The organism is Haloferax massiliensis, from assembly GCF_001368915.1.
GTDB classification, from domain to species: domain Archaea; phylum Halobacteriota; class Halobacteria; order Halobacteriales; family Haloferacaceae; genus Haloferax; species Haloferax massiliensis.
This window is the reverse complement of record NZ_CSTE01000003.1, coordinates 215,979-237,748: the sequence shown is the minus strand read 5'-3', so window position 1 is coordinate 237,748 and position 21,770 is coordinate 215,979. Positions and strand designations below refer to the sequence as shown.

Genomic DNA, 21,770 nt, shown 5'->3' with positions numbered 1-21,770 from the left:
ACCTATCAGTAATGGAAGAAGACGAGTTTCGAACGGAGGTCCGGTGTGAGGGGTTCTACACTCGGGTCGAGCGAGGCGACCCAGCATTGATTACAGCCACCCGCGAGTCGACACACAGCATCGACATGTCCACGGCTGAAACTCCGATTACGGTCATCAGCGGGCCCCTCGGCGCGGGCAAAACGACGTTGGTCAATCGACTCCTGAACGACCCCGGCGGGAGGGAGATAGCCGTCGTCGTCAACGACATGGGCGAACTGAACGTCGACGCCGAGTTAGTCGCCTCCGAGGCGGACGACGGGCTAATCGACCTCTCGAACGGCTGTATCTGCTGCCGATTGCAGGACGACCTCGTGACCGAAGTGACGCGGTTGGCCGAAATGCGTTCGTTCGACTACCTTCTCATCGAGGCCTCCGGAATCAGCGAACCGCTCCCGATTGCGCGGGTGCTGACGCGCGAGTCGGAGGAGGGCGGTCTGCCGGAGCAGTTCCGGTTGGACACCACGGTCTCGGTCATCGACGCCTACGGGTTTTGGAAGGCGTTCGACCCGGCGGAATCGCTCCCGGACGCCGCCCCCGACCCGGAGCGTCCGTTGACGGAGGTTCTCGTCGAGCAGGTCGAGTTCTGTGACGTGCTGTTGCTGAACAAGTGCGACATGGTCCCCGACGACGCGCTGGACGCCGTCGAAGCCGAGATTCGAGAACTCCAGCCCCGTGCGACCATCCACCGGACGACACACAGCGGAGTCGAGTCGGGGCGAGTTCTCGATACGGGACGGTTCGATTTCGACGCTGCGAAACACCACCAAGGCTGGAAACGCGCGCTCACGGGCGACGATGGCGAGGCGAACGGCAACCACGACCACGGCCGCGACAGCGGACGCGCCCACGACGAGGACGTCTCGGCGGCGACGGCCCACGGCGTCGAGTCCTTCGTCTACCGGCGGGACCGCCCGTTCCATCCGCACCGACTCGATGACTGGCTCGACGACTGGCGGGGGAACGTCGTCCGCGCGAAGGGGTTCGCGTGGGTCGCGAGTCGTCCCGAGACGGTGCTCGGCGTGAGTCAGGCGGGGCCGTCGGTACAGGCCGGCCCCATCGGTCAGTGGGGAGACGATGACCCCGAAACGCGACTCGTGTTCATCGGCCGCGACCTCGACGAGGCGGCACTGAGCGGAGAACTCGACGAGTGTCTAGCGACGACGGACGAGCGGGCGGCGTCGTATCCCGACGACCCGTTCCCCCGGGAGTCCGCCTGATTAGGCCGCGCCGAGGTCGACCTCGTCTCGGAGTTCGTCCCACGACTCGTGGAAGCCGTAGGTCGACTCCGACTCACCGCCGACCGCCGTCTGGTAAACCTCGTCGTACTCCAACAGCTGGGTCCAGCCGTCGTGGTACCGGTAGCTACAGTACTGGCACATAGACCGAACTACCGGGGTGACCGTCAAAGGAGTACCGGTGAAAATCAGAGGGGGAAGCGACGGTTACCGTTAGGGTTCCAGCAGGACCTTCGTGACGCCCTCCTCGCGGTTGTCGAACTTCTCGTACATCTCGGGCGCGTCTTCGAGGTCGACGCGGTGGGAAACGACCCAACTCGGGTCGGCTCGGCCCTCGATTATCATGTCTCGGAGCTTTCGGTTGTACTCCTTGACGTTACACTGGCCGGTACCGAGCGCCTGCCCTTTCTCGAACAGGAGACCGAAGTCGATGCCGAGACGTCCCTGCGCAGCCATCTCGTCGGGAGCGCCGGGGTCGTCGGGGACGTAGAGACCCGGGATACCGAGTTCGCCGGTCGGACGGACCGTCCGAATGAGGTTGTTGATGACGACGGCCGGGTTCTCCCGGGCGGGGTCGTACGCGCTGTCGGCTTCCTTGTCGGGGTCGATGGCCTGATAGCCCACCGCGTCGACGCCCTTGTCGACGCCGCCGCCGTGAATCTCTTTGATCTGTTCGACGGGGTCGCCCTCCTCGAAGTTGATGGGCGTGGCGTCGCAGTGTTCCTCGGCGAGCGCGAGGCGACTGGGGACGCGGTCGACGACGTAAATCTCGGCCGCGCCCTTGAGCTTGGCGCTGTAGGCGGCCATCAGGCCGACCGGACCGGCCCCGTAGATAGCGACGGAGTCACCGGATTCGAGATTGGCGAGTTCCGTGCCGTGCCAGCCCGTCGGGAAGATGTCCGCGAGGAGCGAGAACGAGTCCTCGTGCTCCCGTCCGTCCGGCAGTTTGAGCGCGTTGAAATCGGCGTACGGAATGCGGAGCTTCTCGGCCTGACCCCCCTGATACGGCCCCATGGCGACGTAGCCGTACGCTCCCCCGGCGAATCCCGGATTGACGTTGGTACAGAAGCCGGTGTAGCCGTTCTCACAGTTCTCGCAGAAGCCGCAGGCGACGTTGAACGGCGCGACGACGCGGTCGCCGACTTCGAGGCCGCTGACGGCCTCGCCGACCTCCTCGACGATACCCATGTTCTCGTGGCCGAACACGATTCCCGGTTCCGCCGCCGTCCGACCCTCGTACATGTGCAGGTCGGACCCGCAGATGCAGGTCGTCGTGATGTCGATAACGACGTCGTTCGGATGTTCAATCTGCGGCTCTTCGACCGCTTCGACTGCGACCTCTCGTTCGCCTTTGTAGACGACTGCGTCCATTGACATTGTTCGGGCTCCGCTCGGTCTCTGCGGACGGATGCCATTTATAGATCGGGTGCGAATGTCTTTCACGGTTCTCGGCACTTCAACGCTTAAATATCGTTGGTGGGTGTTTCATCGTGTCATGTTCGTTACTATTCGTGTTTTCTGCGTGGGTGTCGGCAGGGCCGAGACACCCGCGAGGCTCCGAAGTTCGAGACGAGGAGTAGCCGACGTGCAAGCCGAGTGACGCCACGGAATGGCAGATGGCACACATATCGTGAGACCGGTTCGTCCCGGACGTGGATTTAATACGGCCCGTTCGAAACGGCCGGCTATGAAGCGCACGATTAGCATTTCGGACGCACCGGCGGCCGTTGGCGCGTACAGTCAGGCGACGACGAACGGCGACCTCGTCCTCACTGCGGGCCAACTGCCGCTCACGCCCGACGGGGAGCTACTCGACGACGCCTCTGTCGGCGACCAGACGAAGCGGTGTCTCGAAAACGTGGAAGCGATTCTCGTCTCGGAGGGCGGCTCCCTCGACGACGTGCTCAAAACGACAGTCTTCCTCGACGACATCGACGACTTCGAGGAGTTCAACGAGGTGTACAGCGAGTTCTTCGACGAGGAACCGCCGGCGCGTAGCGCGGTCGAGGTCGGGAACGTGCCGAAAGGGGCGGCGATAGAAATCGAAGCGATAGCGGCGACCGAATAGGGTCGCGGTCCCGAGCGGACGCATCTGGCCCCGACCCGCGTGAGGATTTTTGAGACGACACTCACCGACGAGAACTCGCGTTCGAGCGGCCGGTGTCGGAGACCGCGGTCACTCCAACCGCATGTTCTCCGCCCGCTCGGCCGCGAGGTCGGTGATCTCCTCGACGTCGCTCTCGGAGCGGTCCGCGAGGACCCGAACCATCATCCCGAGTTGGACGGCCGCCGTCTCGCGTAGCTCCGATGCGTCTTCGGTGTCGTTGGCGAAGTAGTACTCGCGTCGACCGTCGTCGTGGACGAGTCCGGTGTACACAGACAGGACGTCGTCTTCGCGGGTCGCGTCGGCCGCGGTCTCTCGGACGTCGTCGAACCGTGGGTTCGTCATCACCTCGGGGAACAACGCGTCGCCGCATTAGCTCTTTGCTCCGGTCGCTGCCGTCTGGGAGCGCCATCTGCCGTGGCAATCTCGTGCCAATCGCGGTTGGACCGGCTTCGAGTCCGGGGGATTGAACGCCCCGAAACCGCGCGCCACCGGGACCGGATTGGGATGATTTTTTAACCCCACCGCGTCTTTTTAACCGTGAGAATGAATCGCACAGGCAAGGCGACCCCGTCGCCGACCGTCCGGGTTTCGGGAGCCGGACGAACGGAGCGCGGGGAGCGTGTCTTGAGCAGCGCGCGCGCCGCCGCCGACTCCGTCCCGGTCCTGCGAACGGGACCGACCGGAATCAGCGAGTACGACCCGCTGGTTCTGGCGACCAGAGCGGGGCGGACCGCGTTCTTCCCGGCTCCGGACGCACCGAGAGCCCGGGAAATCGTCGCCGACGTGGAAGACGGGGCGTTACCGACGGACGGTGCCGCGGCGGTCGTCGAGCACGACGCCGAGACGACGACGCTACCGGTGCCGACGAACGGGCCGCTCGCGGTAGGTCGGCGGCGCGTCCTCGGTCCCTGCGGGTGGGTCGACCCGCTGGACCCGGAGGGGTGTCAGTTCCAGTCGCTCGACAAAGACGCGGGTGCTATCGCGGACGCCGGCCTCGTCGGTCGAGGAAGGGGCGACGCCAGCGCTGACGACCCGGTCGCCGACGCGTGGCGGCGCGCGCGAGAGACAGACGGCGACCCGGTGGTCGTCGTGAACGCGAACGACGCGGACGACAGGCAGTGGGCGGACGAAACGCTCCTCGCCGGGTCGCCGATGTCGGTGCTCGACGGCGTGGCGGCCGTCGCCGAGTACCTCGGGACGACCGACGCGGTCATCTATCTCGCGGAGACCGACACCGAACTCCGAGAACACCTCCGGCGGGCCGTCGACGCCGCCGCGGACGAACTACCGGTCGTTCCGAGAGTCGCCACGGGGCCGGACGAGTACCGCGCCGGCGCACCGACGGCGGCGCTGGAAGCGATTGAGGGTGCGGACCGAATCGAACCCCGTCTCCAGCCACCATCGCCGGCCGAGTACGGACTCTTCGGTCGCCCCACGGTCATCCATTCGCCGCGGACGTTCGCACAGGTACACCACGCACTCTCGGGTCCCGAGAGTACCGATGAGGACGGGTCCGCCTCGGCGACGCGACTGTTGACTGTCACCGGGGACGTGGCCGCGCCCGCGACGATAGAGGTCGGGTCGGACGCCCGCCTCTCGGCGGTTCGGAACGCCGTCGAACTGGAGGGCTCGTTCAAGATGGCCTGCGTCGGCGGTGTCTTTGGCGGGGTCACTCGGACGTTGGATATCACACCGACCGCGGACGAACTGACCGCGGCCGGCCTCGGCACGGACGGCGTCGTCGAACTGTTGAACGACGAGCGGTGTCCGGTCGCCACCGCCGGTCAACGAGCGAACTTCGCCTCGGAAGCCAACAGCGGGCGGTGCGTGCCGGGTCGGGAGGGAACCGTCCAACTCACCGAACTGGTGCGAGCGGTCTACCGGGGCTCGTACGACCGGGAGAAGATACGCGAACTCGGGCGGGTCATGGCCCGGTCGAGCAACTGCCGAATCGGGGCTCGTGCGCCGCGACCGGTGCTGACCGCGATGGACGAGTTCGAATCGAGTTTCGAAGCACACGCCGACGGCCGCTGTCCCAGCGGAACCTGTACTGACAAACTATGAGTACTGACGACCCACTTCCGGGCGTTCCGGAGATAGACGACCCACAGCACGAGACGTCGGTCACGGCTGAGTTCGAGACCGGGACCGCGAACGACCCGCCCGTCGGAACCGGCGGAGAGAGCCCGACGACGGTCACCGTCAACGGGACCCCGGTCACCGTCCCGCCGGGGTCGACCGTCATCGACGCCATGCAGGCCGTCGACGACGAGGTCGTGAGCGTGGACCCCGGCTCCGACAGCCTCGACGGAGACGCCGACGTTCCGGCGCTCTGTTATTACGACCGCGACGGCGACGCGAGCGACGAAATCGGCCCTCGGAGCGAGTGTCGAACCTGCATGGTCGAGACGGACGAACACGGGGTCGTCCCCTCCTGTTCGTTCCCGGCGACGGACGGGCTGACGGTCGAGACCGATACGTCGGCCGCCGAGGAGTGCCGGAGCGTCAACCTCGACCTCGTCCTCTCCAACCACAATCTGCGCTGTACGACCTGTAACGGGAACGGCCGGTGCGAGCTCCAGGAGACGGCCATCAGCGAGGGGGTCGACCATCCGCGCTACGGCGTGTTCGACGAGCGAAGCGAGTACGAACCGCTCGACGACAGCTCCTCGTTCATCCAAATCGACCGCAACAAGTGCATCCTCTGTAACCGGTGCGTCGAGGGCTGTAACGACGTTCAGGTCGAAGGCGTGCTCCGTATCGAGGGGTCCGGTGCGGACACCCGCATCGGTTTCCAGTCCGACGCCGAGACGATGGGGGATTCAGACTGCGTCTCCTGCGGTCACTGCGCCACGGTCTGTCCGACCGGAGCCCTGACCGAGAAGGACATCGGTGGCGCGGGGACGCTCCCGCTCCCGGGGTTCACGCAGCGGAACTCCGTCGGGAACGTCATCGAACACGAGGAGGCGGAGACCATCGACGACACGACGGCACCGAACCGCTCGCCCGCCCCCGGTAGCGCGGGGAGCGCCGGTGGCGAAGCCGAGGCGGGACAGGATGGACGGAGCGGCGTCGCCCGATACATGGCCCAGAGCAAACGCCGAGCGTCCGACTTCCTCGGGGAGTACGGTCGGAAGGCCATGCTCGCGGGCGAACACACCGCCGAGAACCTTGCGGCGCGGACCCTCTCCGAGGGCCGGCTGTTCGACGTCGCGTCGCTCGTCAGCGACTACCGACTGGGCAAGGTCGACAAAGCGGAGACGACCTGCGGGTTCTGCGCGGTCGGCTGTCGGTTCGAGATGTGGGGCAAAGACGGGAACGCCCTCGGCGTCCAGCCCGTCGACGACCCGGACAACGCACCGGCCAACAACTTCTCGACGTGCGTGAAAGGGAAGTTCGGACACGAGTTCGCCAACAGCGAAAACCGGCTCACGAGACCACTGATTCGAAACGACGACGGCGAGTTCGAGGCGGCGTCGTGGGACGAGGCGCTCGACTACGTCGCCGGCGAACTCCGCGAGATTCAGGACGAACACGGCGTCGACGCGGTCAGTTGCCTCGCATCGTCGAAAGGGAGCAACGAGGAGGCGTACCTCGTCCAGAAGTTCGCGCGGCAGGTGCTCGGCACGAAGAACATCGACAACTGCGCCCGGCTCTGCCACTCGTCGACGGTGGCGGCGCTCCAACAGACGCTCGGCTACGGCGCGATGACGAACCGCATCAACGAGGACATCGGCGAGGCCGACGCCTACCTCATAAGCGGGTCGAACACGACCGAGTCGCATCCGGTGTTGGCGACCCGCATCAAGCAGAACGTCCGCGACGGGGCCGACCTCGTGGTGTTCGACCCCCGGAAAATCGGCATCGCCGAACACGCAGACCAGTACACGAGAACGACGCCCGGTTACGACGTGGCGTGGCTCAACGGCCTCATCCGATACCTCATCGAGCACGACCTGCACGACGAGGCGTTCATCGAACGGAATACGAACGGATTCGAAGCGGTCAAGCAGAAGGTCCAGGCGTTCACCCCCGAGAAAGTCGAGGAACTGGCCGGCGTCTCTCCCGCCGAACTGCAGTCGGCCGCCGAGACGCTCGCCGCCGCCGAGAACGTCGTCTTCGGCTGGGCGATGGGCATGACCCAATCCAGCCACGGCACGGAGAACCTCCTCGCGATGGCCGACCTCGCGCTCACGCTCGGGCAGGTCGGGAAACCGGGTGCCGGACTGTCGCCCTTCCGGGGCCAGAACAACGTGCAGGGCGGCGGCGGCGACATGGGGACTCTGCCCGGCAGTCTCCCCGGATACCAGGACCCGGCCGACGACGAGGTCGGCGAGAAGTTCGCCGAGGTGTGGGGCGAGCGTCCACCGACGGAACCCGGTCTCAAAGTGCCGGAGATGCTCGCCGAAGCCCACGAGGGCAATCTCCGCGGGATGTACATCGTCGGGGAGAACCCCGCGCTCTCGGAACCCGACATCCAGCACGCCGGCGAGGCGCTCGATAGCTTGGACTTCCTCGTCGTACAGGACATCTTCATGACGGAGACCGCGGAGCACGCCGACGTGGTGCTGCCGGCGGCGACTTCGCCGGAGAAACACGGCACCTTCACCAACACCGAGCGTCGTGTCCAGCGGGTTCGAGCGTCCGCGGAACCGCCCGGGAAGGCGCGTCAGGACTGGGAGATTACGCAGGAACTGGCGGCCAGACTGGGCTACGAGTGGGGCTACGACCACCCGCGAGAGGTCATGGATGAGATCAGCGACCTAGTTCCCATCTATGGGGGCGTCAGTTACGAGCGTCTCGAATCGGGCGACGAGCACGGACTCCAGTGGCCGTGCTGGGACGACGACCACCCCGGCACGCCGTACCTCTACGACTACGAGGAGGGGAACTTCAACTTCGACGACGGACTCGCCCGCTTCGTGCCGGCGGACGGCGGCCACCCCGGCGAACTCCCCGACGAGGAGTACCCCCTCACGCTCACGTCCGGGCGGGTCCTCTACCACTGGCACACCGGACAGATAACCCGGCGCGTCGAGGGTCTCATGAGCCACGTCGGCGAGAGTTTCATCGAGATTAACCCGACGACGGCCGCGGAACTCGGCGTTTCAGACGGCGAGTACGTCAAGGTCGAGTCCCGCCGCGGCGACATCGTCGTCAAGGCGACGGTGACCGACCGCGTCGGCGACGGGACGCTGTTCATCCCGATGCATTTCGCGGCCGGCGCGGTCAACAAACTCACGCAGGAGACGTTCGACCCGCAGGCCGGCATTCCGGAGTACAAGGTGTCGAGCGTGCGCGTCGAACCGCTCGGACCGGACGCCGACCCGGACGTGCTGCGGACTCCGGACGCGGGCGCTGGCAGCGCCGCACGCGGCGACGACTGAGTGCCGCGAACGGTCGGTTCGTCCCCGCCTTCTGCGCGAGTCAGACAGCGCGGTTGTAACTGGGCGTTGCAACTGACCCGACGCGTCGGGGCACAGCGACGAGAACTGCGGGTGGCTCTATGGGGACCGAGGCGAATGCTGACTGGTCCGGATTACCGCGTCTAGTACGTCAGATTAACTATTCGAGAAAATACTAGTTCGCATATGTGTTCGAGCGGGCCGGCGTGGGGGTGTCCACCGACTCCGCACAGTTACTACGGATAGTTTAGTCACACACCTCGTCTTGAACGTCAAAAGCACCGCAGACGCCGTATTCGACTCGGAGGGATTCGTAGCCGACGAATCTGCCGTCAGATTCAACGTCTGTTGGAAATGCGGTTTCAATACACTATAGCGCGGGAGAACCGTGACTCTCGACGTTGCGCTGTTCGGAGGGTTGGACCGGTCCCCACGACTCGCGTCTGTACGAAAGACGTGAGAGACGACATTGTCCAGAGACGAGTAGACTTCCGAATTAGCCACAGTCCGGGATTCAAGCTCGTGTCTGATAAACGGCGGAGCCGGCGGTTCAGTTCGAATCTTCGTCGACACCCGGTTTCAGACCCGTGGATTCCAGTCGGTCGTTCCCAGTGCCGCGGGGCAAAAGGACACAAGCGGACGCAGTAGTATTTTAGATCACCTGCACAATTCATTCGAATAGCGAACCGGACCTACGCTCGACGGGCGAACGCGATTACGGAGATTCTAACCGCCTCGTGATAGAATATAACGTATTTGTGAAAACTGACAATTCGTGAGATAGTTCGAAGCGGCGTGCGACCGAGTCGGTCCGACCGCCATTCGCTCGGTCCGGTCCGCGCCGTGACTACTCCTCGATAGCAGAGACGAGCGTGCCGTCGGCATCGAATTCGAGGCGTCGACGTTCGCCGATTTCGACGTCGTCTCGTCCCGCTAAGTCTTCGAGCACGGGTTCGGAAGCCAGCATCGTCCCCGGTTCGAGCGTGTTGGTGATGCGGCCGATGCGCATCTCACTCAGGTCGGGGACACCGGTCATCGAAGCCGCGAGAACGAACGCCGTCGCATCACAGGGGACGACAAACGGAATCTTCGAGCGTTCGGGTTCGCCGCTCGTGGTGATGTTGACGTACATATCTTCGAAATTGACCGCTTCGACGAGACTTCGGTTGACGTAGTCGGCGAGGCCGATGCCGATTGCGTTGCCGTGCGACTCCGCCGTGACCGAACGGACGTAGATGCGCGTTATCTCCGGCGAGTTCACTTCGGGTTGGTTGTGGAACCAGACCCGGCCGACGACGTTCGTGTCCATCCCCGTCCCGCTGATGTTCTTTCCCAGTTCGTCGACCATCAGGAAGTCCAACTGGTCGACGGGGAGCGACGGGAACAGCTCTTTCGACCGTTCGAGCAGTTCAGACTCCCGTTCGGGAAGCCCCTCGGCGGGGACGCCCTCGATGAAGGCGGCGCGCTCGTGGTCGTTCTCGACGACGGCGATACCGCCGACGATATCGGTCTCGGCGAGCAGTATCTCCGCGCGCTCGGGGATGACCTCGTCGAACCCGCGAGCGATTGCGGCGTTGTGCATGTTCTCGGCTCCGCGGTGCTTCCCGAGGCCGACGACGGCCATCTTACAGAGCCCGGATTCGATCGGACCGCGGTAGTCGGTGTGGAGTTTCACGCGGTTCGCGAGGAGGATTGCATCGGCTTCGAGCGCGTCTCTCGCCGCGTATATCGGCTCGCCGTTCGGGTCTTCGGCGACTCGCTCGACGGCCATCGACGAGCGGATTTCACAGCCCATCGACGCCTCGGTGACGCCGAGCGAGGCCAACGTCTGGACCTGTCCGTCCGCGGTCGCGCCGCCGTGGCTCCCCATCGCGGGCATGATAAACGGGTCGAGGTTCCGGTTTTGGAGTTCCTCGACCACCGCCGCGAGGACGGCCGGCATGTCGTGAATGCCGCGACTTCCGGCCGTAATCGCCACCGACGACCCCGACGGAAGCGTCTCGAACGCCGGTATGTCGTCGAGCGCCTCGACGGCGCTCGCTCGGACGTCGTCTACCTCCGGGGGGTCCGAAACCGAGCGGACGGTCGCGAAGGCCGGAAGGTCGTCTACCGAGGCGTCGTTTACCGCTTCGAGTCGCTCTCGGCTGGGGAGGTCGAGTGTAACCATCTGTGTCTGAGTCCCGTGTTCACTTTTCGTCCATGACCGCGACGACGGGGACGTCCGCGCTCAGGAGGACCGACTGCGTCGTACTTCCGAACAGCGCCTTCCCGACCGCCGTACGCTTTCGCCCGCCGATGACGAGGTACGACGCGTCGAGTCGCTCCGTCTCGCCCAGCAGTTCGTCGACAACCTCGCCGACGAGGCCGCGCGTCTGGACCTGTCCCGGCCGGTCAGTGGTCGCTTTGACGACGGAGCGTGCCACCGATTCGGCGTCGTTCTGACCGTCTTCGACCGTGTACCCCGTCTGGTGGACGTCGTCTCTCTCCTCGAACTCTCTCTGGTTGAGAACGTTGACGACGACGAGTTGGTCGTCGAACGCGTCCGCGAGGTCTTCGCCGATCGTCACGACGCGGTCCGGTTTCTGCTCTCCATCGACTGCTGCCAGTATCGTCATCGTGTGCCATGTTTTCACATATGTACATAAATCTTGACGCCTCGCGCCGAGCCGTGAGAACATATAACTGGCATCGGCGGGAGTACGAGACGATGACAGACGTAGCACGACGGTTCGCTGGTGTACACTGCCCGCTCGTCACGCCGTTCGACGGTGGCGCGGTCGACCACGAGGCGCTCGAAACACTCGTCGACCACGTCGTCGACGGCGGCGTCGATGGACTCGTCCCCTGTGGAACGACGGGTGAGTTCGCGAGTCTCGACGACGCCGAGTTCCGCGCGGTTCTCTCGACGACGGTCGAGCGGGCCGACGGCACGCCGGTGATGGCGGGCACCGCCGCGACGAGCGTCAAAGCGACTGTCGACCGAATCGACGCCGCGGCCGAGGCCGGTGCAGACGCCGCGCTCATCACGCTTCCGTATTTCCACGGAGCGAACGACCCGGCCGGCGACGTCGCGTTCGTCGAGGCGGTCGCCGACGATGCGGCGCTCCCGCTGTACCTCTACAACATCCCCGCCTGTGTCGGCCGGTCGCTCGACGCGGACGCCGTCGTCGAACTCTCCGGGCGCGACGCGGTCCTCGGTCTGAAAGATTCGAGCGGCGATTTGAACTACTTCTCGGAGCTACTCCGACGGACTCCCGAGGGGTTCCAACTGTTCGAAGGGTTCGACAGCCACCTCGTCCCGGGACTCGTGTTGGGCGCGACCGGGGGCGTCAACGCGCTCTCGAACGTGGTCCCCGAAGCGTTCGTCGCCGCCGCGACCGCGGCCGACCGCGGCGACGTCGCCGAGGCGCGCCGAATCCACGAGCGACACATCGCGCCGCTGTTCCAACAGTGCGTCGAACACGGGTTCGCGCCGGCGACGAAAGCGGCCCTCCGCGCCCGCGGCGTCCTCGAAACGGACGAGGTCAGACCCCCGCTCGTCGGGGTCGACGAGGCTGCCCGCGACGAGATTTCGTCGCTCGTCGAGCCGACCGTCGCCGCGTATCGCTGACGGAGCGCACTCGCCGCCTTCGGTTGCCGCGGGCTCGGACCCGAATCGTAGGCGATGCGAAATCCGACGGGGATGCCACCCGACGGCGTCGCAGGCGGACGGAAAGATGGTGCGGGGCGACCGAACGACAGGCGCGCCGTCGCAGCGTCAGTCGCCGAGCGTGGTGCTGTGGTCCAGGGCGTCGACGGCCCCGTCGGAGAGGTGGAGCGCGTCGACGCCGGCGACCAGATAGTCGACACCCCAGTCGATGCGGGTCGCCCGCTGGGCGGCGTCGGTCGCGAGGGTTCCGACCGCCACTCCGGCGTCGGCCGCGGCCGCGACGGTGCGGTCGACCGCTTCGAGGAAGTCGTCGTCGTCCCACTCACCGAAACAGCCCATCGACATCGAGAGGTCGACCGGTCCGATGAACACGCCGTCGATTCCGTCGACCGCCGCGATGGCGTCGGCGTTCCCGACCGCGCGCTCGGACTCCAGTTGAACGTACCTCACGACCGTCTCTTCGGCGGCCTCCACGTGCTCGCCGAGCGTGCGCCCGTACCCCGTCGCGCGGCCGAGACCGAGTCCCCGCGTTCCCGCCGGAGGGTAGCGACTGGCGTCGACGACCGCCGCGGCCTGTTCCGGCGTCTCGACCATCGGAACGAGGACGCCGGTCGGGTCGAGGTCGAGCGTCCGTTTCAGCGTCGCGGGGGCGTCGTCCGGCACCCGGACGAGGGTTTCCGTCTCACCCGGTGCCGCGTCGACGGCGCGAATCATGTCCGCTATCGTCTCGTACGACATCGGCGTGTGCTCCGCGTCCAAGACGACGAAGTCGTATCCGACGCCGGCGAGCAGCTCCGCGGTGCTCGGGTGGGGAATCACGGCCCACGTGCCAATCAGTTGGTCCGGCGACCGTCCGGCGCGTTTCAACCCATCGTGTTCGACCATGTGACCACACTCGGGGGTAGCGCAGGTATAGCTTCGCAATGCTCGGGGGGTTCCAGCGGTCGGTTCACGCCTCGGTCGAACACGCGTACCCCGCATCCGCCGCGCTCGCGCGGAGCGACTCGCCCGCACCGACGAGCGCGCTCGCGTCTCCCTCGACGTTCCCCGACTCGACGCGGTCGGTTATCTGCGCGGCGACCCGACACTCCGCGGCGTGCAGGTCGGCTTCGAGCGTGGCGACGCGTTCGCGCTCGCTCGTCGCCGACGCGTCTTCGCGGGCCGCGCTGAGCTGTGCCGACACCGTCTCGGAGAGGAAGACCGCCTGTCGCCCGTGGGTGGTGAGTTTGTCCGCGTCGTCGCGGTCCCACCCGATTTCGACCGCCTCCTCGCCGAGCGAGTCGACGAGGAACGCGGCCTTGTCGAGCGTGGCGTCCGTCGCGTCGTATCCGGGCGTCGCCGCCGCGCGCGCGTCGTAACCGACGAGCACGGCCCGCTCGGGTGCGCTGTAGGCGTCCGCCGGGTAGGCCGCACCCACGACGCCGCCGGCACCGAAGACGAACACCACGACGAGGAAGAGCCCGAGGAACGCTCTGGGGGCCCCTCGAACCGGCTTGCGGGCGAAGAAGGGGTGTGCGCGCGTCCGTTCCATCGTCAGCGACGCGACGCGTTCGACGAGCGCCGCCAGCGAGTGCGTGTTCTGCGACGCCCCCGTCACGACGAGGCGGCCGTCGCCGGCGACGCGAACGAACGAGTTGTGAAATCCGGTGTGGCGAACGTTGAGGCCGCGCCCCTCTCCGAATCTGTCGCGGCGGCACTCGTCGTACTCGTCCGCCGCTTCGACGGCCGCTTCGATGTCGGTGAGCGCCTGCTCGGCGTCGCTCACGGTGTCCGCCGAGACGAAGATGGAGTCGCGCTCGAAACTGAGTCCGGAGCCGTTTCGTCGGTACTCGGCGAGCCGTCGAAGCGCGAACTTCGCGTGTGCGGCGACCACCGGAACCGCCGGGAGGAGGACGACGGCGACGAGCGCCGTGACGTACCCGCCTCTCGAAGCGGGGCCGTAGCCGTATCGGAGTTCGACGAAGGCGAGGGCGACAGCGAGCGTCAAACAGCCGACGACGACGAACGCGCGGAGTTTGTTCATGCCGTCACCCCCCGAGGAACGTCTGTTTGATGCGGCCGAAGAGCCCGACCTTCCGCCGCTTACTCTCGGCTTCGAACACCGGTCCGAGTTTGGTGACGAGGTCATCGTAACTCTCGAATCGGTCCGCCTCGGCCTTCCCGAGTAACTCCGCGACCATGATGGAGTTCCCGTCCGCGTCCACCTGCACGTTCGCCAACGCGTGCTCGCGCTCCACTCGGCGAACTGAGACGGGGTACTCCCAGCCCGACTCCTCGACGAGAGCGTGAACCGCGTCCGGTCCGTGTGTCATGTTCGTTCGTCTGGTTTCATCGACCATAAACCTTTCACGGGGCGGTCGGAGGCGCGGCCGTCGACGGCGCGGATTCGTCGAGCAACGAATCGAGACACCGGTACCCCAGCCGACTCCCCGACGGGGACCGCACCTCCGAGAGGAGCGGCCGGGACCAGACGGTCGTCCGGTCCCTCGCGAGGGGGTCGCCGTCCGGCGTGGTCCCACTGACGACGAGCGTGTACTGACCCCACCGTACGACCGTCTCGTTGCGCGGTGCAAACGCCGATACATCCGACTGCGCGGCTCGCAGCGACGGCCACAGACTGATTTCGAGCGTCAGCCTGTGACCGGACGGTGGCACGTACGTCACCGCGTGCCGCGCAGTCGGGTCGCGAAGTCGGTCCGGTTCGTCCGGCGGGTCGGACGTCGCCGGGCTCTGCCGCCACCCGTCGAGTCCACCGGCGCTCGCCCCCGGCACGACGGCCGGGGCGAGTTCCGCTGGGCGAACGTTTCTCGGTGGAGCGGGACAGCCGATGGCCGAGTACGAGACTGTTTCGACGTCGGCAGGCGCGTTCTCGCTTCCGTTTTCACCGCCTTGAGCGTCGGTTTCGGACTTCGGTCGCGCCGTCGCCGTCGTTAGTTCCCCCTCGCGCTGGTCGGCAGTCGCGGTGGCGGGTGAATCCACAACCGGTGTCAGACCGGCGTGAGTGAAGACCACACCGACGCCCGCGAAGAGGAACACCGCCACGACTGCGACGACTGCACCGCTCGTGAGGGTCGTCAGCCGGTCGACGCCCCGTGACTCGTCGGCGGAATCGAATCGGGGCGAGCAAAAGCGGTCCGCCGAGGGGCCGAGATAGCCCGCGAGTATCTCGGCCGACCGGTCTCTGTCGACCGCGTACCGAACGACGTCGAGTAACTCGGCCGCGTCGACGACGCTCGGGTCGTCGGAGAGCCGGGACGTGACTACGACATCGCCGGCGACCGCCGACGGGGGCCGGTGAGTCACGACGAGGGAACGCGGGGTGCTCCCGTCGCCGACAGTGATGGTGGCCCCATCCCGCGCGACAGACCGGCCGCGTTCGACCCAGAGGTCGGACACCAGTCGGGCGAACGTCTCCACGTCGAGGCGGCGCAGCCGCGCCGCGAACTGGCTCGCGTCGTCACCTCGGTTCCCGCGAAGGCGGTGCATCGGTCGATTAGAGGCGCGTCCTGATGTCTTCGACGACCGTCTCGGTGGTGGAAGACCCGCCGAGGTCGGGGGTTCTCGGTGCCGTTTCGTCGGCGAGTTGTGACTCGACCGCGCGCCGGATGTCACGGGCGACCTCGCTCTCGCCGAGGTGGTCGAAGAGCATCGAAACCGAGAGGACCGTCGCGAGGGGATTGGCGATTCCCCGTCCCGCGATGTCCGGGGCGCTCCCGTGGACCGGTTCGAACATCGACGGGGAGTGCCCCTCGACGTTGATGTTCGCCGAGGGGGCCATCCCCATGCTCCCGCTGACGATGGCTCCGATGTCCGTGAGAATGTCGCCGAAGAGGTTAGACGCCACGAGGACGTCGAACTCCTCCGGCCGTCGGACGAGGTCCATCGACGCCGCGTCGACGAGCAGGCGTTCGACGGTCACGTCGGGATACTCGGACGAGACCTCCTCGACGATTCGGTCCCAGAACACCATCCCGTGTGCCTGTGCGTTCGACTTCGTCACGTTCGTCAGCCGGCCCTCGCGCGACCGGGCCTCCTCGAACGCCGCACGGACGACCGTTTCGGTCCCTTTTCGGGTGTAGACGGCCGTCTGAACCGCGACTTCGTGCGGATAGCCCCGATGCTCGTGGCCCCCCGCGTCGGCGTACTCGCCTTCGGTGTTCTCCCGGTAGACGACGAAGTCGATATCGCCCCCGTCGTATCCGCGGAGCGGGCTCTCGACGCCGTCGAAGAGCACCGAGGGGCGCTTACAGACCTGCTGGTCGAACGCCTTTCGAATCGGGAGCATCATCCCGCGGAGCGTCACGTGGTCCGGAATCTCCGGGTGTCCGACGGCACCGAGGAGAATCGCATCGCACGGTTCGAGCGTCTCGATGGCATCGTCCGGCATCATCGACCCCGCTTCGAGGTAGCGTTCGCTCCCCCAGTCGTACCGCGTCGTCTCGACGTCGAATCCGCCCGCGTTAGCGGCGTCGTCGAGGAGCGGCCGCGTCGCATCGATGACCTCGACGCCGATACCGTCCCCCGGGAGAATCGAGATAGAGTATGTCACACACGAACGTCGCCGAGTGAGAGCAAAAGCGTTCCCCCGCGGGGGCGGAAATGCCGACGGCGCCGTTGCGGCGGGAGGCGGGGGACGGGGGGTGCGGTTCGTTAGGCTTCCGATTCGATTATCTTCGGCGACGATTCAGCGCGTTCGTGTCCGTGAATCAGCGCTTCCTCGGTGTTGCGGTCGAACAGGTGGAGGTCGTCTTCCTCGAAGGTCACGGTGATGACGTCCCCTTCTTCGGGTTCGGTTTCGGACGGGGCGCGGAGGCGGCACTCCTTGCCCGCGACGTCGAGGTAGATGAAGTTGTCGGAGCCGATGACCTCGACGACGTCGACGGTCGCCTCGAAGGACTTCTCGCCGGAGGCCGACGGGTCGACGTTGAGGTTCTCCGGACGGACACTGAGGACGTATTCTCCCTCGCCGCCGACGAGGTCGACGAGCGAATCGGAGACGCTGTACCTGAAGCCGTTCCCGACGAGCGTTCCGGTCCCGTCGCTTGCGACTTCGAGGTCGACGTCGAAGAAGTTCATGCTCGGACTCCCGATGAAGTCGGCGACGAACGTGTTCGCCGGGCGGTAGTACACCTCCTTCGGCGAGCCGACCTGCTGAAGCTGTCCGTCGTTGAGGATGACGATTCGGTCGGCCATCGTCATCGCCTCTTCTTGGTCGTGGGTGACGTATATCGTCGTGATGCCGAGTTCGGAGTGGATGCGCGAGAGCTCCGTCCGCATGTGTTTGCGGAGTTGGGCGTCGAGGTTGGAGAGGGGTTCGTCGAACAGGAACACCGCCGGTTCGCGGACGATTGCGCGGCCAGTCGCGACGCGCTGTTGCTGCCCGCCCGAGAGGCTACCGGGCTTTTTGTCCAGCAGGTCCTCGATACCCATCATCTCCGCGGCCTCGACGACCCGCCGGTCGACCTCCTCTTTGTTGAGGTCGGTACTCAGGCTGAGGCCGTACCCCATGTTACCGCGAACGGTCTTGTGGGGGTACAGCGCGTACGACTGGAACACCATCGCGATGTCGCGGTCGCGGGGTGAGACGTCGTTTACCGGTTCGCCGTTGAGGCGAATCTCCCCGTCCGTGATGTTTTCGAGCCCGGCGAGCATTCGCAACGTCGTCGACTTCCCGCAGCCCGAGGGGCCGACGAAGACGACGAACTCGCCGTCGGGGATGTCGAGTGACAGCTCCTCGACGGCGACGATTGGGCCGGACGTGTCTTCGAATACTTTCGTAATGTTGTCAAATTCAACGCGTGCCATGGTAACGTATTGTGTGGTTGGTTTGTCGGTCTGTTATTTATTCGTGTCCCCGGGGTGGCAGACGGTCTCCGTCCACCACTGGAACTCGGGTCTTCAGGCACCCCCGAGGCCTTCTCCGACGTAGCGCTGTGAGAGGCCGTAGAAGACGACCGGTGGCGCGACCAGTAGCACCACGGCCGCCATGAGGATGTTCCACTCGCGGAGCACGTCGCTCCCGAGGATGAAGTGAATCGCCACGGTGGCGGTTCGGACGTCCTCGTCGCTCGTGAGGACGAACACCCACAGGAAGTTGTTCCACGCCGTGAGGAACGAGAAGAGCGCGGCCGCGCCCACCGCGGGTGCCGAAAGCGGGAGGACGATGCGCAGGAACGCACCGATTTCCGTGTGCCCGTCGATGAGCGCCGCCTCTTCGATGTTCTCCGGAATGCCCTGTCTGAAAAAGCCCTGTAACAGCCAGATGGTCTGTGGCAGGACGAAGATAGACAGCGCGATGATGATACCCGGCAGGGTGTTTATCAGTCCGAAGACGTAGAACACCTCGTACACCGGGATGGTGATGACGATCCAGGGGAACATGATCGTGAACACGGCGGTGTAGAACAGGAGCTTCCGCCCGGGGAAGTCCAGTCGTGCGAACGCGTACGCGCCCGGAATCGAGAACACCAACGAGATGAGCGTCGCCGAGATGGACACGATAACGCTGTTCTTGAAGAACGTCACGAAGTCGAACTGGTTCCAGATGTCCGTGTACGCGGCGAGCGTCAGCGCGTCCAGCGCCGGGAGGTAGCCCGTCTCGGGGCTAATCGCGGCGAAGTTCGTCAGAAGCGACGTTCGGACGACCCAGAAGTACGGCGTCAGCGCGAAGACCGCGAAGACACCGAGGGCGGCGTACAGCAGGAATCGGCTGCGGCGAGTCTCGTTAATCATGGTTAGACGTACAGCTCCTCTTCGTCCTTGATGACGGTCACGTAGAAGATGGCCGCGGTCATGGAGACGAGGATCATGGCCATCCCGAGCGTGTACGCCCGCGAGAACTGCAGGTTGACGTACGCGGTCTCGTACGTGAGGATACTCATCAACATCGTCCGGGTTCCCGGGCCACCGCCGGTCAACTCGAACGGCTGTGCGAACTCCGCGACGTTCCACGCGGTGCGGAGCGCGAGGATGATAATCGTCGGCGTGACGAGGTGCGGTAACGTCACGTCACGGAAGCGCCGGAGTCGCCCCGCCCCGGCCAGCGCCGCCGCCTCGTACTGCTCGCGGGGGATTCCCACGATAGCGGCGGCGTAGATGATGCCCGCGTACCCGTAGTCGTGCCACGACTGGGCGACGATAAGTGAGACGTACGGCCAGATACCGTCGGCGAGGAACGCCGGCGCCTGAACGCCGAGGAAGTCGGAGAGTATCATGGGGAGCATCCCGAAGTCGCTGTTCAGGAACCACATCCAGATGACACCTCCCGCGAGCGGCGCGGAGAAGTACGGGGACATGATGATCGCGCTCGTCCAGTCTCGCCATCGACTCCGGAGTTCGCTCAGGAGCAGGGCCGCGATGAGGCCGATGACCAGTTGCAGGAGCGTCGTGCCGAAGACGAAGGCCAGCGTCCAGCCGAATGCGAAGTGAAACAGGTCGTTCGTCAGCAGCCACGAGTAGTTTTCGAGGCCGACGAAACTACCGGCTTGGCCGAGCCGGGTGTTCGTGAACGTCAGGTAGACACCTCTGACGATGGGGTAGTAAAACAGGATCGTGAACATCACGAACGTCGGGACGATAAACAGGTAGCCGATCCAGTTCTCCCGAACCCGGTCCATGAGCGTGGTCTCCTCTAGCCCATACTTCTGTCTGATGTTTTGTGTGGTTTCTTGTGACATGATATTTTTGTATTTTATAGCGTATAAAATCGTTTGGGTGGCCTGTTGAGGTGTCTCCCTCCGTCTACTGTGCCAGGCGGTCCTGGATGCGCGAGCGGACGAGCGACGGCGTCTCCTCGATGGTGTGCTGTCCGGCGATGGCTTCGCTTATGGTCTCGTTGATATCGGTCCACCGAATCGGGTCGGTGTCTCTGACGTCCCACGACGCGCCCGTCGTCGAGTACTGCTCGCCGTAGGTGTCGGCGTTCTTGTAGGCCTGCTCGGTGCTCTGTGCGAGTTCGTACTCGTCGAGAATCTTCTGCAGTTTGGGCTGGAGTCCGGGGAGCGACTCGTAGTGTTCGCCCCACGCGGGCAGGACGAACTCGTCGTCGCCGAGGAGGAACATGTTGAGGTCCCACGCGGCGTTCTGCTTCGTGTCGCTCGCGTTGAACAGCGTCTGCTGCTGTTCGAGTGCCCACATGTGGCCGCCGTGTTCGCCTTCGACGCCCTCCAGTTCGCTGATGCCGAAGTTGCTGCCGAACTCGGCGTCGACCTTCGGGTGCGGGAGGAGCATGAAGTCGCCCTCGCCGCCGTTCCAGCCGAACTGGACGTCTTCTTTGATAGCGCGCCAGCGGTTCGCCGTCGGGACGGCGTAGTTGAACGACGCGACCCTGCCGGTCAGCATGAGGGACGGTATCTCCTCGTCGCCGCGCTGGGCGGACTCCGAACTGCTGAACTCGTGGGCCATCTTGACACAGGTCTTGATCATGCCGTCGGTCTTGCCCTGGTCTTCGTGGTCCTCGTTGGCGACGACGATAGTCGGGTGCTCCGGGTCGTCGCTCTGACGCATCCACGGGTCGGTGCCGCCGGTGTATGCCGTCCGTGCGTACCCCCAGTAGGATTCGAGGTCGCCGGGGACGCCGGTTTCCTCGTAGGCGATCGCGTCAGTCTGCTCGTCGATTCGACGGACCGCGTCGAGGAACCCGCTCCACGTCGAGAGCTCCGAGGCCGGGTCGCTGACGCCGACCTGACTGAACAGTTTCGGGTTGATTCCGAGGTTACTGTTCGTGTGGCGCATCCCGCCCGCGGACCAGTACTCACCGCGGTATTTCGCGGAATCGAGGTTCGCGGCCGTGTAGTCGCCGGGGAGTCGGTCCGTCCCCTCGATGAAGGGAGAGTGGTCGGGCACCTTCCCGTCGAGGTAGAACTGGAGCCCACCACCGCCGGACTCGGCCATCGTCGGCGGATTCCCGCTCGACACCGTCGAGGCGAGTTTCGACCGGATGTCCCCGTAGGACGCCGTCTGCATCTTCACCGTGACGTTGCCCTGCTGTTCTTCGAAGGTGCTCAACGACTCCTGGAAGTGCGACTTAATCGAAGAGTTCTCCGCCGCCTGTGCGTTCAGGTAGTCGATGGTAATGCTCTCGGAACCGCTGGAATCGGACCCCGAGTCCGTGTTCGAGTCGGACCCCGAGTCCGTGTCCGAGTCGGACCCGCTGTCGTCGTTGTTTTCTCCGCCGCCACCAGTACAACCTGCGAGCGCACCGAGTGCCCCGACGGTCGACGCGGCCGCCGCCGACTGCATGAACCGCCGTCTCGATGGATGCTCGTCGGTCTCGGTACTGGCGTCTTCACTACGTTCACCACTGCCCGTGCCACTACGTGACATTGTGATAA

At 65.4% G+C, this 21,770-nt stretch carries 19 protein-coding genes; 5 read left to right on the top strand and 14 right to left on the bottom strand.

All coding sequences use genetic code 11. The features are described from left to right. Window positions 1-125: 125 nt before the first annotated feature. Window positions 126-1,259, top strand: a complete 1,134-nt coding sequence (locus tag BN996_RS14645) for a CobW family GTP-binding protein (protein WP_089780532.1) — start codon at window positions 126-128, stop codon at window positions 1,257-1,259. Here BN996_RS14645 and BN996_RS20205 read toward each other — a convergent pair whose 3' ends face one another. Both BN996_RS20205 and BN996_RS14640 read right to left on the bottom strand, forming a co-directional pair. After that, the gene (locus BN996_RS20205) at window positions 1,260-1,421 is read right to left on the bottom strand and encodes a hypothetical protein (RefSeq protein WP_167344148.1); all 162 of its coding nucleotides are present in this window, start codon (window positions 1,419-1,421) and stop codon (window positions 1,260-1,262) included. Window positions 1,422-1,490: 69 nt separating this feature from the next. Further along, window positions 1,491-2,648: a glutathione-independent formaldehyde dehydrogenase gene (locus BN996_RS14640; protein WP_089780295.1), complete on the bottom strand. Its 1,158-nt coding sequence runs from the start codon at window positions 2,646-2,648 to the stop codon at window positions 1,491-1,493. Window positions 2,649-2,964: 316 nt separating this feature from the next. Here BN996_RS14640 and BN996_RS14635 point away from each other — a divergent pair, with 316 nt between their 5' ends. After that, the gene (locus BN996_RS14635; RefSeq protein WP_089780293.1) at window positions 2,965-3,345 is read left to right on the top strand and encodes a Rid family detoxifying hydrolase; all 381 of its coding nucleotides are present in this window, start codon (window positions 2,965-2,967) and stop codon (window positions 3,343-3,345) included. Window positions 3,346-3,453: 108 nt separating this feature from the next. On the opposite strand, the gene BN996_RS14630 is transcribed toward BN996_RS14635, so the two are convergent. Further along, window positions 3,454-3,729: a DUF8113 family protein gene (locus tag BN996_RS14630; RefSeq protein ID WP_089780291.1), complete on the bottom strand. Its 276-nt coding sequence runs from the start codon at window positions 3,727-3,729 to the stop codon at window positions 3,454-3,456. Window positions 3,730-3,927: 198 nt separating this feature from the next. On the opposite strand from BN996_RS14630, the gene BN996_RS14625 reads away from it, so the two are divergent. Together BN996_RS14625 and fdhF are read left to right on the top strand one after the other, a co-directional pair. Further along, entirely contained in the window at window positions 3,928-5,448 is a 1,521-nt protein-coding gene (locus BN996_RS14625; RefSeq protein WP_089780290.1) for an NADH-ubiquinone oxidoreductase-F iron-sulfur binding region domain-containing protein, read from the top strand. After that, on the top strand, window positions 5,445-8,771 hold the full coding sequence (gene fdhF / locus BN996_RS14620; RefSeq protein ID WP_089780288.1) for a formate dehydrogenase subunit alpha: 3,327 nt from the start codon (window positions 5,445-5,447) through the stop codon (window positions 8,769-8,771). Before BN996_RS14625 ends, fdhF begins: the two co-directional genes overlap by 4 nt. Before the next feature lie 865 nt (window positions 8,772-9,636). Here fdhF and BN996_RS14615 read toward each other — a convergent pair. Next, entirely contained in the window at window positions 9,637-10,956 is a 1,320-nt protein-coding gene (locus tag BN996_RS14615; protein WP_089780285.1) for a nickel pincer cofactor-dependent isomerase, group 22, read from the bottom strand. A gap of 19 nt (window positions 10,957-10,975) precedes the next feature. After that, complete coding sequence (locus BN996_RS14610; protein WP_042662159.1) at window positions 10,976-11,404, bottom strand: universal stress protein; 429 nt, start codon at window positions 11,402-11,404, stop codon at window positions 10,976-10,978. Between the two features lie 92 nt (window positions 11,405-11,496). Here BN996_RS14610 and BN996_RS14605 point away from each other — a divergent pair, with 92 nt between their 5' ends. Next, window positions 11,497-12,399, top strand: coding sequence for a dihydrodipicolinate synthase family protein (locus BN996_RS14605; RefSeq protein WP_089780283.1), 903 nt, complete (start codon window positions 11,497-11,499; stop codon window positions 12,397-12,399). 147 nt (window positions 12,400-12,546) lie between these two features. Here the strand turns inward: BN996_RS14605 and BN996_RS14600 are convergent, their stop codons facing one another. The 9 genes from BN996_RS14600 to BN996_RS14560 all read right to left on the bottom strand — a co-directional run bounded on the left by BN996_RS14600 (window position 12,547) and on the right by BN996_RS14560 (window position 21,762). Beyond that, window positions 12,547-13,323, bottom strand: coding sequence for an HpcH/HpaI aldolase family protein (locus tag BN996_RS14600; protein WP_089780281.1), 777 nt, complete (start codon window positions 13,321-13,323; stop codon window positions 12,547-12,549). 64 nt (window positions 13,324-13,387) lie between these two features. Continuing rightward, entirely contained in the window at window positions 13,388-14,461 is a 1,074-nt protein-coding gene (locus tag BN996_RS14595) for a hypothetical protein (RefSeq protein ID WP_089780278.1), read from the bottom strand. A 4-nt stretch (window positions 14,462-14,465) separates the two neighbouring features. Continuing rightward, on the bottom strand, window positions 14,466-14,750 hold the full coding sequence (locus tag BN996_RS14590; protein ID WP_042662186.1) for a hypothetical protein: 285 nt from the start codon (window positions 14,748-14,750) through the stop codon (window positions 14,466-14,468). Window positions 14,751-14,784: 34 nt separating this feature from the next. Then, the gene (locus BN996_RS14585; protein WP_089780276.1) at window positions 14,785-15,924 is read right to left on the bottom strand and encodes a hypothetical protein; all 1,140 of its coding nucleotides are present in this window, start codon (window positions 15,922-15,924) and stop codon (window positions 14,785-14,787) included. 7 nt (window positions 15,925-15,931) lie between these two features. Further along, entirely contained in the window at window positions 15,932-16,987 is a 1,056-nt protein-coding gene (locus tag BN996_RS14580; RefSeq protein WP_089780275.1) for a 3-isopropylmalate dehydrogenase, read from the bottom strand. 101 nt (window positions 16,988-17,088) lie between these two features. Next, a complete protein-coding gene (locus BN996_RS14575; protein ID WP_042662164.1) occupies window positions 17,089-18,243 on the bottom strand; it encodes an ABC transporter ATP-binding protein in 1,155 nt (384 codons plus the stop codon). A 93-nt stretch (window positions 18,244-18,336) separates the two neighbouring features. Beyond that, window positions 18,337-19,170, bottom strand: a complete 834-nt coding sequence (locus BN996_RS14570) for a carbohydrate ABC transporter permease (RefSeq protein ID WP_089780273.1) — start codon at window positions 19,168-19,170, stop codon at window positions 18,337-18,339. A gap of 2 nt (window positions 19,171-19,172) precedes the next feature. After that, complete coding sequence (locus BN996_RS14565; protein ID WP_226908756.1) at window positions 19,173-20,114, bottom strand: carbohydrate ABC transporter permease; 942 nt, start codon at window positions 20,112-20,114, stop codon at window positions 19,173-19,175. A 64-nt stretch (window positions 20,115-20,178) separates the two neighbouring features. Then, window positions 20,179-21,762, bottom strand: a complete 1,584-nt coding sequence (locus tag BN996_RS14560) for an ABC transporter substrate-binding protein (protein WP_226908755.1) — start codon at window positions 21,760-21,762, stop codon at window positions 20,179-20,181. Window positions 21,763-21,770: the final 8 nt, after the last annotated feature.

Bases quoted from the DNA above. Each gene is read 5' to 3' on its own strand.
- BN996_RS14560 (WP_226908755.1), bottom strand. From the start codon at position 21,762: ATGTCACGTAGTGGCACGGGCAGTGGTGAACGTAGTGAAGACGCCAGT.
- BN996_RS14605 (WP_089780283.1), top strand. From the start codon at position 11,497: ATGACAGACGTAGCACGACGGTTCGCTGGTGTACACTGCCCGCTCGTC.
- BN996_RS14645 (WP_089780532.1), top strand. From the start codon at position 126: ATGTCCACGGCTGAAACTCCGATTACGGTCATCAGCGGGCCCCTCGGC.
- fdhF (WP_089780288.1), top strand. From the start codon at position 5,445: ATGAGTACTGACGACCCACTTCCGGGCGTTCCGGAGATAGACGACCCA.
- BN996_RS14595 (WP_089780278.1), bottom strand. From the start codon at position 14,461: ATGAACAAACTCCGCGCGTTCGTCGTCGTCGGCTGTTTGACGCTCGCT.
- BN996_RS20205 (WP_167344148.1), bottom strand. From the start codon at position 1,421: ATGTGCCAGTACTGTAGCTACCGGTACCACGACGGCTGGACCCAGCTG.
- BN996_RS14615 (WP_089780285.1), bottom strand. From the start codon at position 10,956: ATGGTTACACTCGACCTCCCCAGCCGAGAGCGACTCGAAGCGGTAAAC.
- BN996_RS14640 (WP_089780295.1), bottom strand. From the start codon at position 2,648: ATGGACGCAGTCGTCTACAAAGGCGAACGAGAGGTCGCAGTCGAAGCG.
- BN996_RS14575 (WP_042662164.1), bottom strand. From the start codon at position 18,243: ATGGCACGCGTTGAATTTGACAACATTACGAAAGTATTCGAAGACACG.
- BN996_RS14600 (WP_089780281.1), bottom strand. From the start codon at position 13,323: ATGGTCGAACACGATGGGTTGAAACGCGCCGGACGGTCGCCGGACCAA.
- BN996_RS14625 (WP_089780290.1), top strand. From the start codon at position 3,928: ATGAATCGCACAGGCAAGGCGACCCCGTCGCCGACCGTCCGGGTTTCG.
- BN996_RS14635 (WP_089780293.1), top strand. From the start codon at position 2,965: ATGAAGCGCACGATTAGCATTTCGGACGCACCGGCGGCCGTTGGCGCG.
- BN996_RS14585 (WP_089780276.1), bottom strand. From the start codon at position 15,924: ATGCACCGCCTTCGCGGGAACCGAGGTGACGACGCGAGCCAGTTCGCG.
- BN996_RS14590 (WP_042662186.1), bottom strand. From the start codon at position 14,750: ATGACACACGGACCGGACGCGGTTCACGCTCTCGTCGAGGAGTCGGGC.
- BN996_RS14610 (WP_042662159.1), bottom strand. From the start codon at position 11,404: ATGACGATACTGGCAGCAGTCGATGGAGAGCAGAAACCGGACCGCGTC.
- BN996_RS14565 (WP_226908756.1), bottom strand. From the start codon at position 20,114: ATGTCACAAGAAACCACACAAAACATCAGACAGAAGTATGGGCTAGAG.
- BN996_RS14570 (WP_089780273.1), bottom strand. From the start codon at position 19,170: ATGATTAACGAGACTCGCCGCAGCCGATTCCTGCTGTACGCCGCCCTC.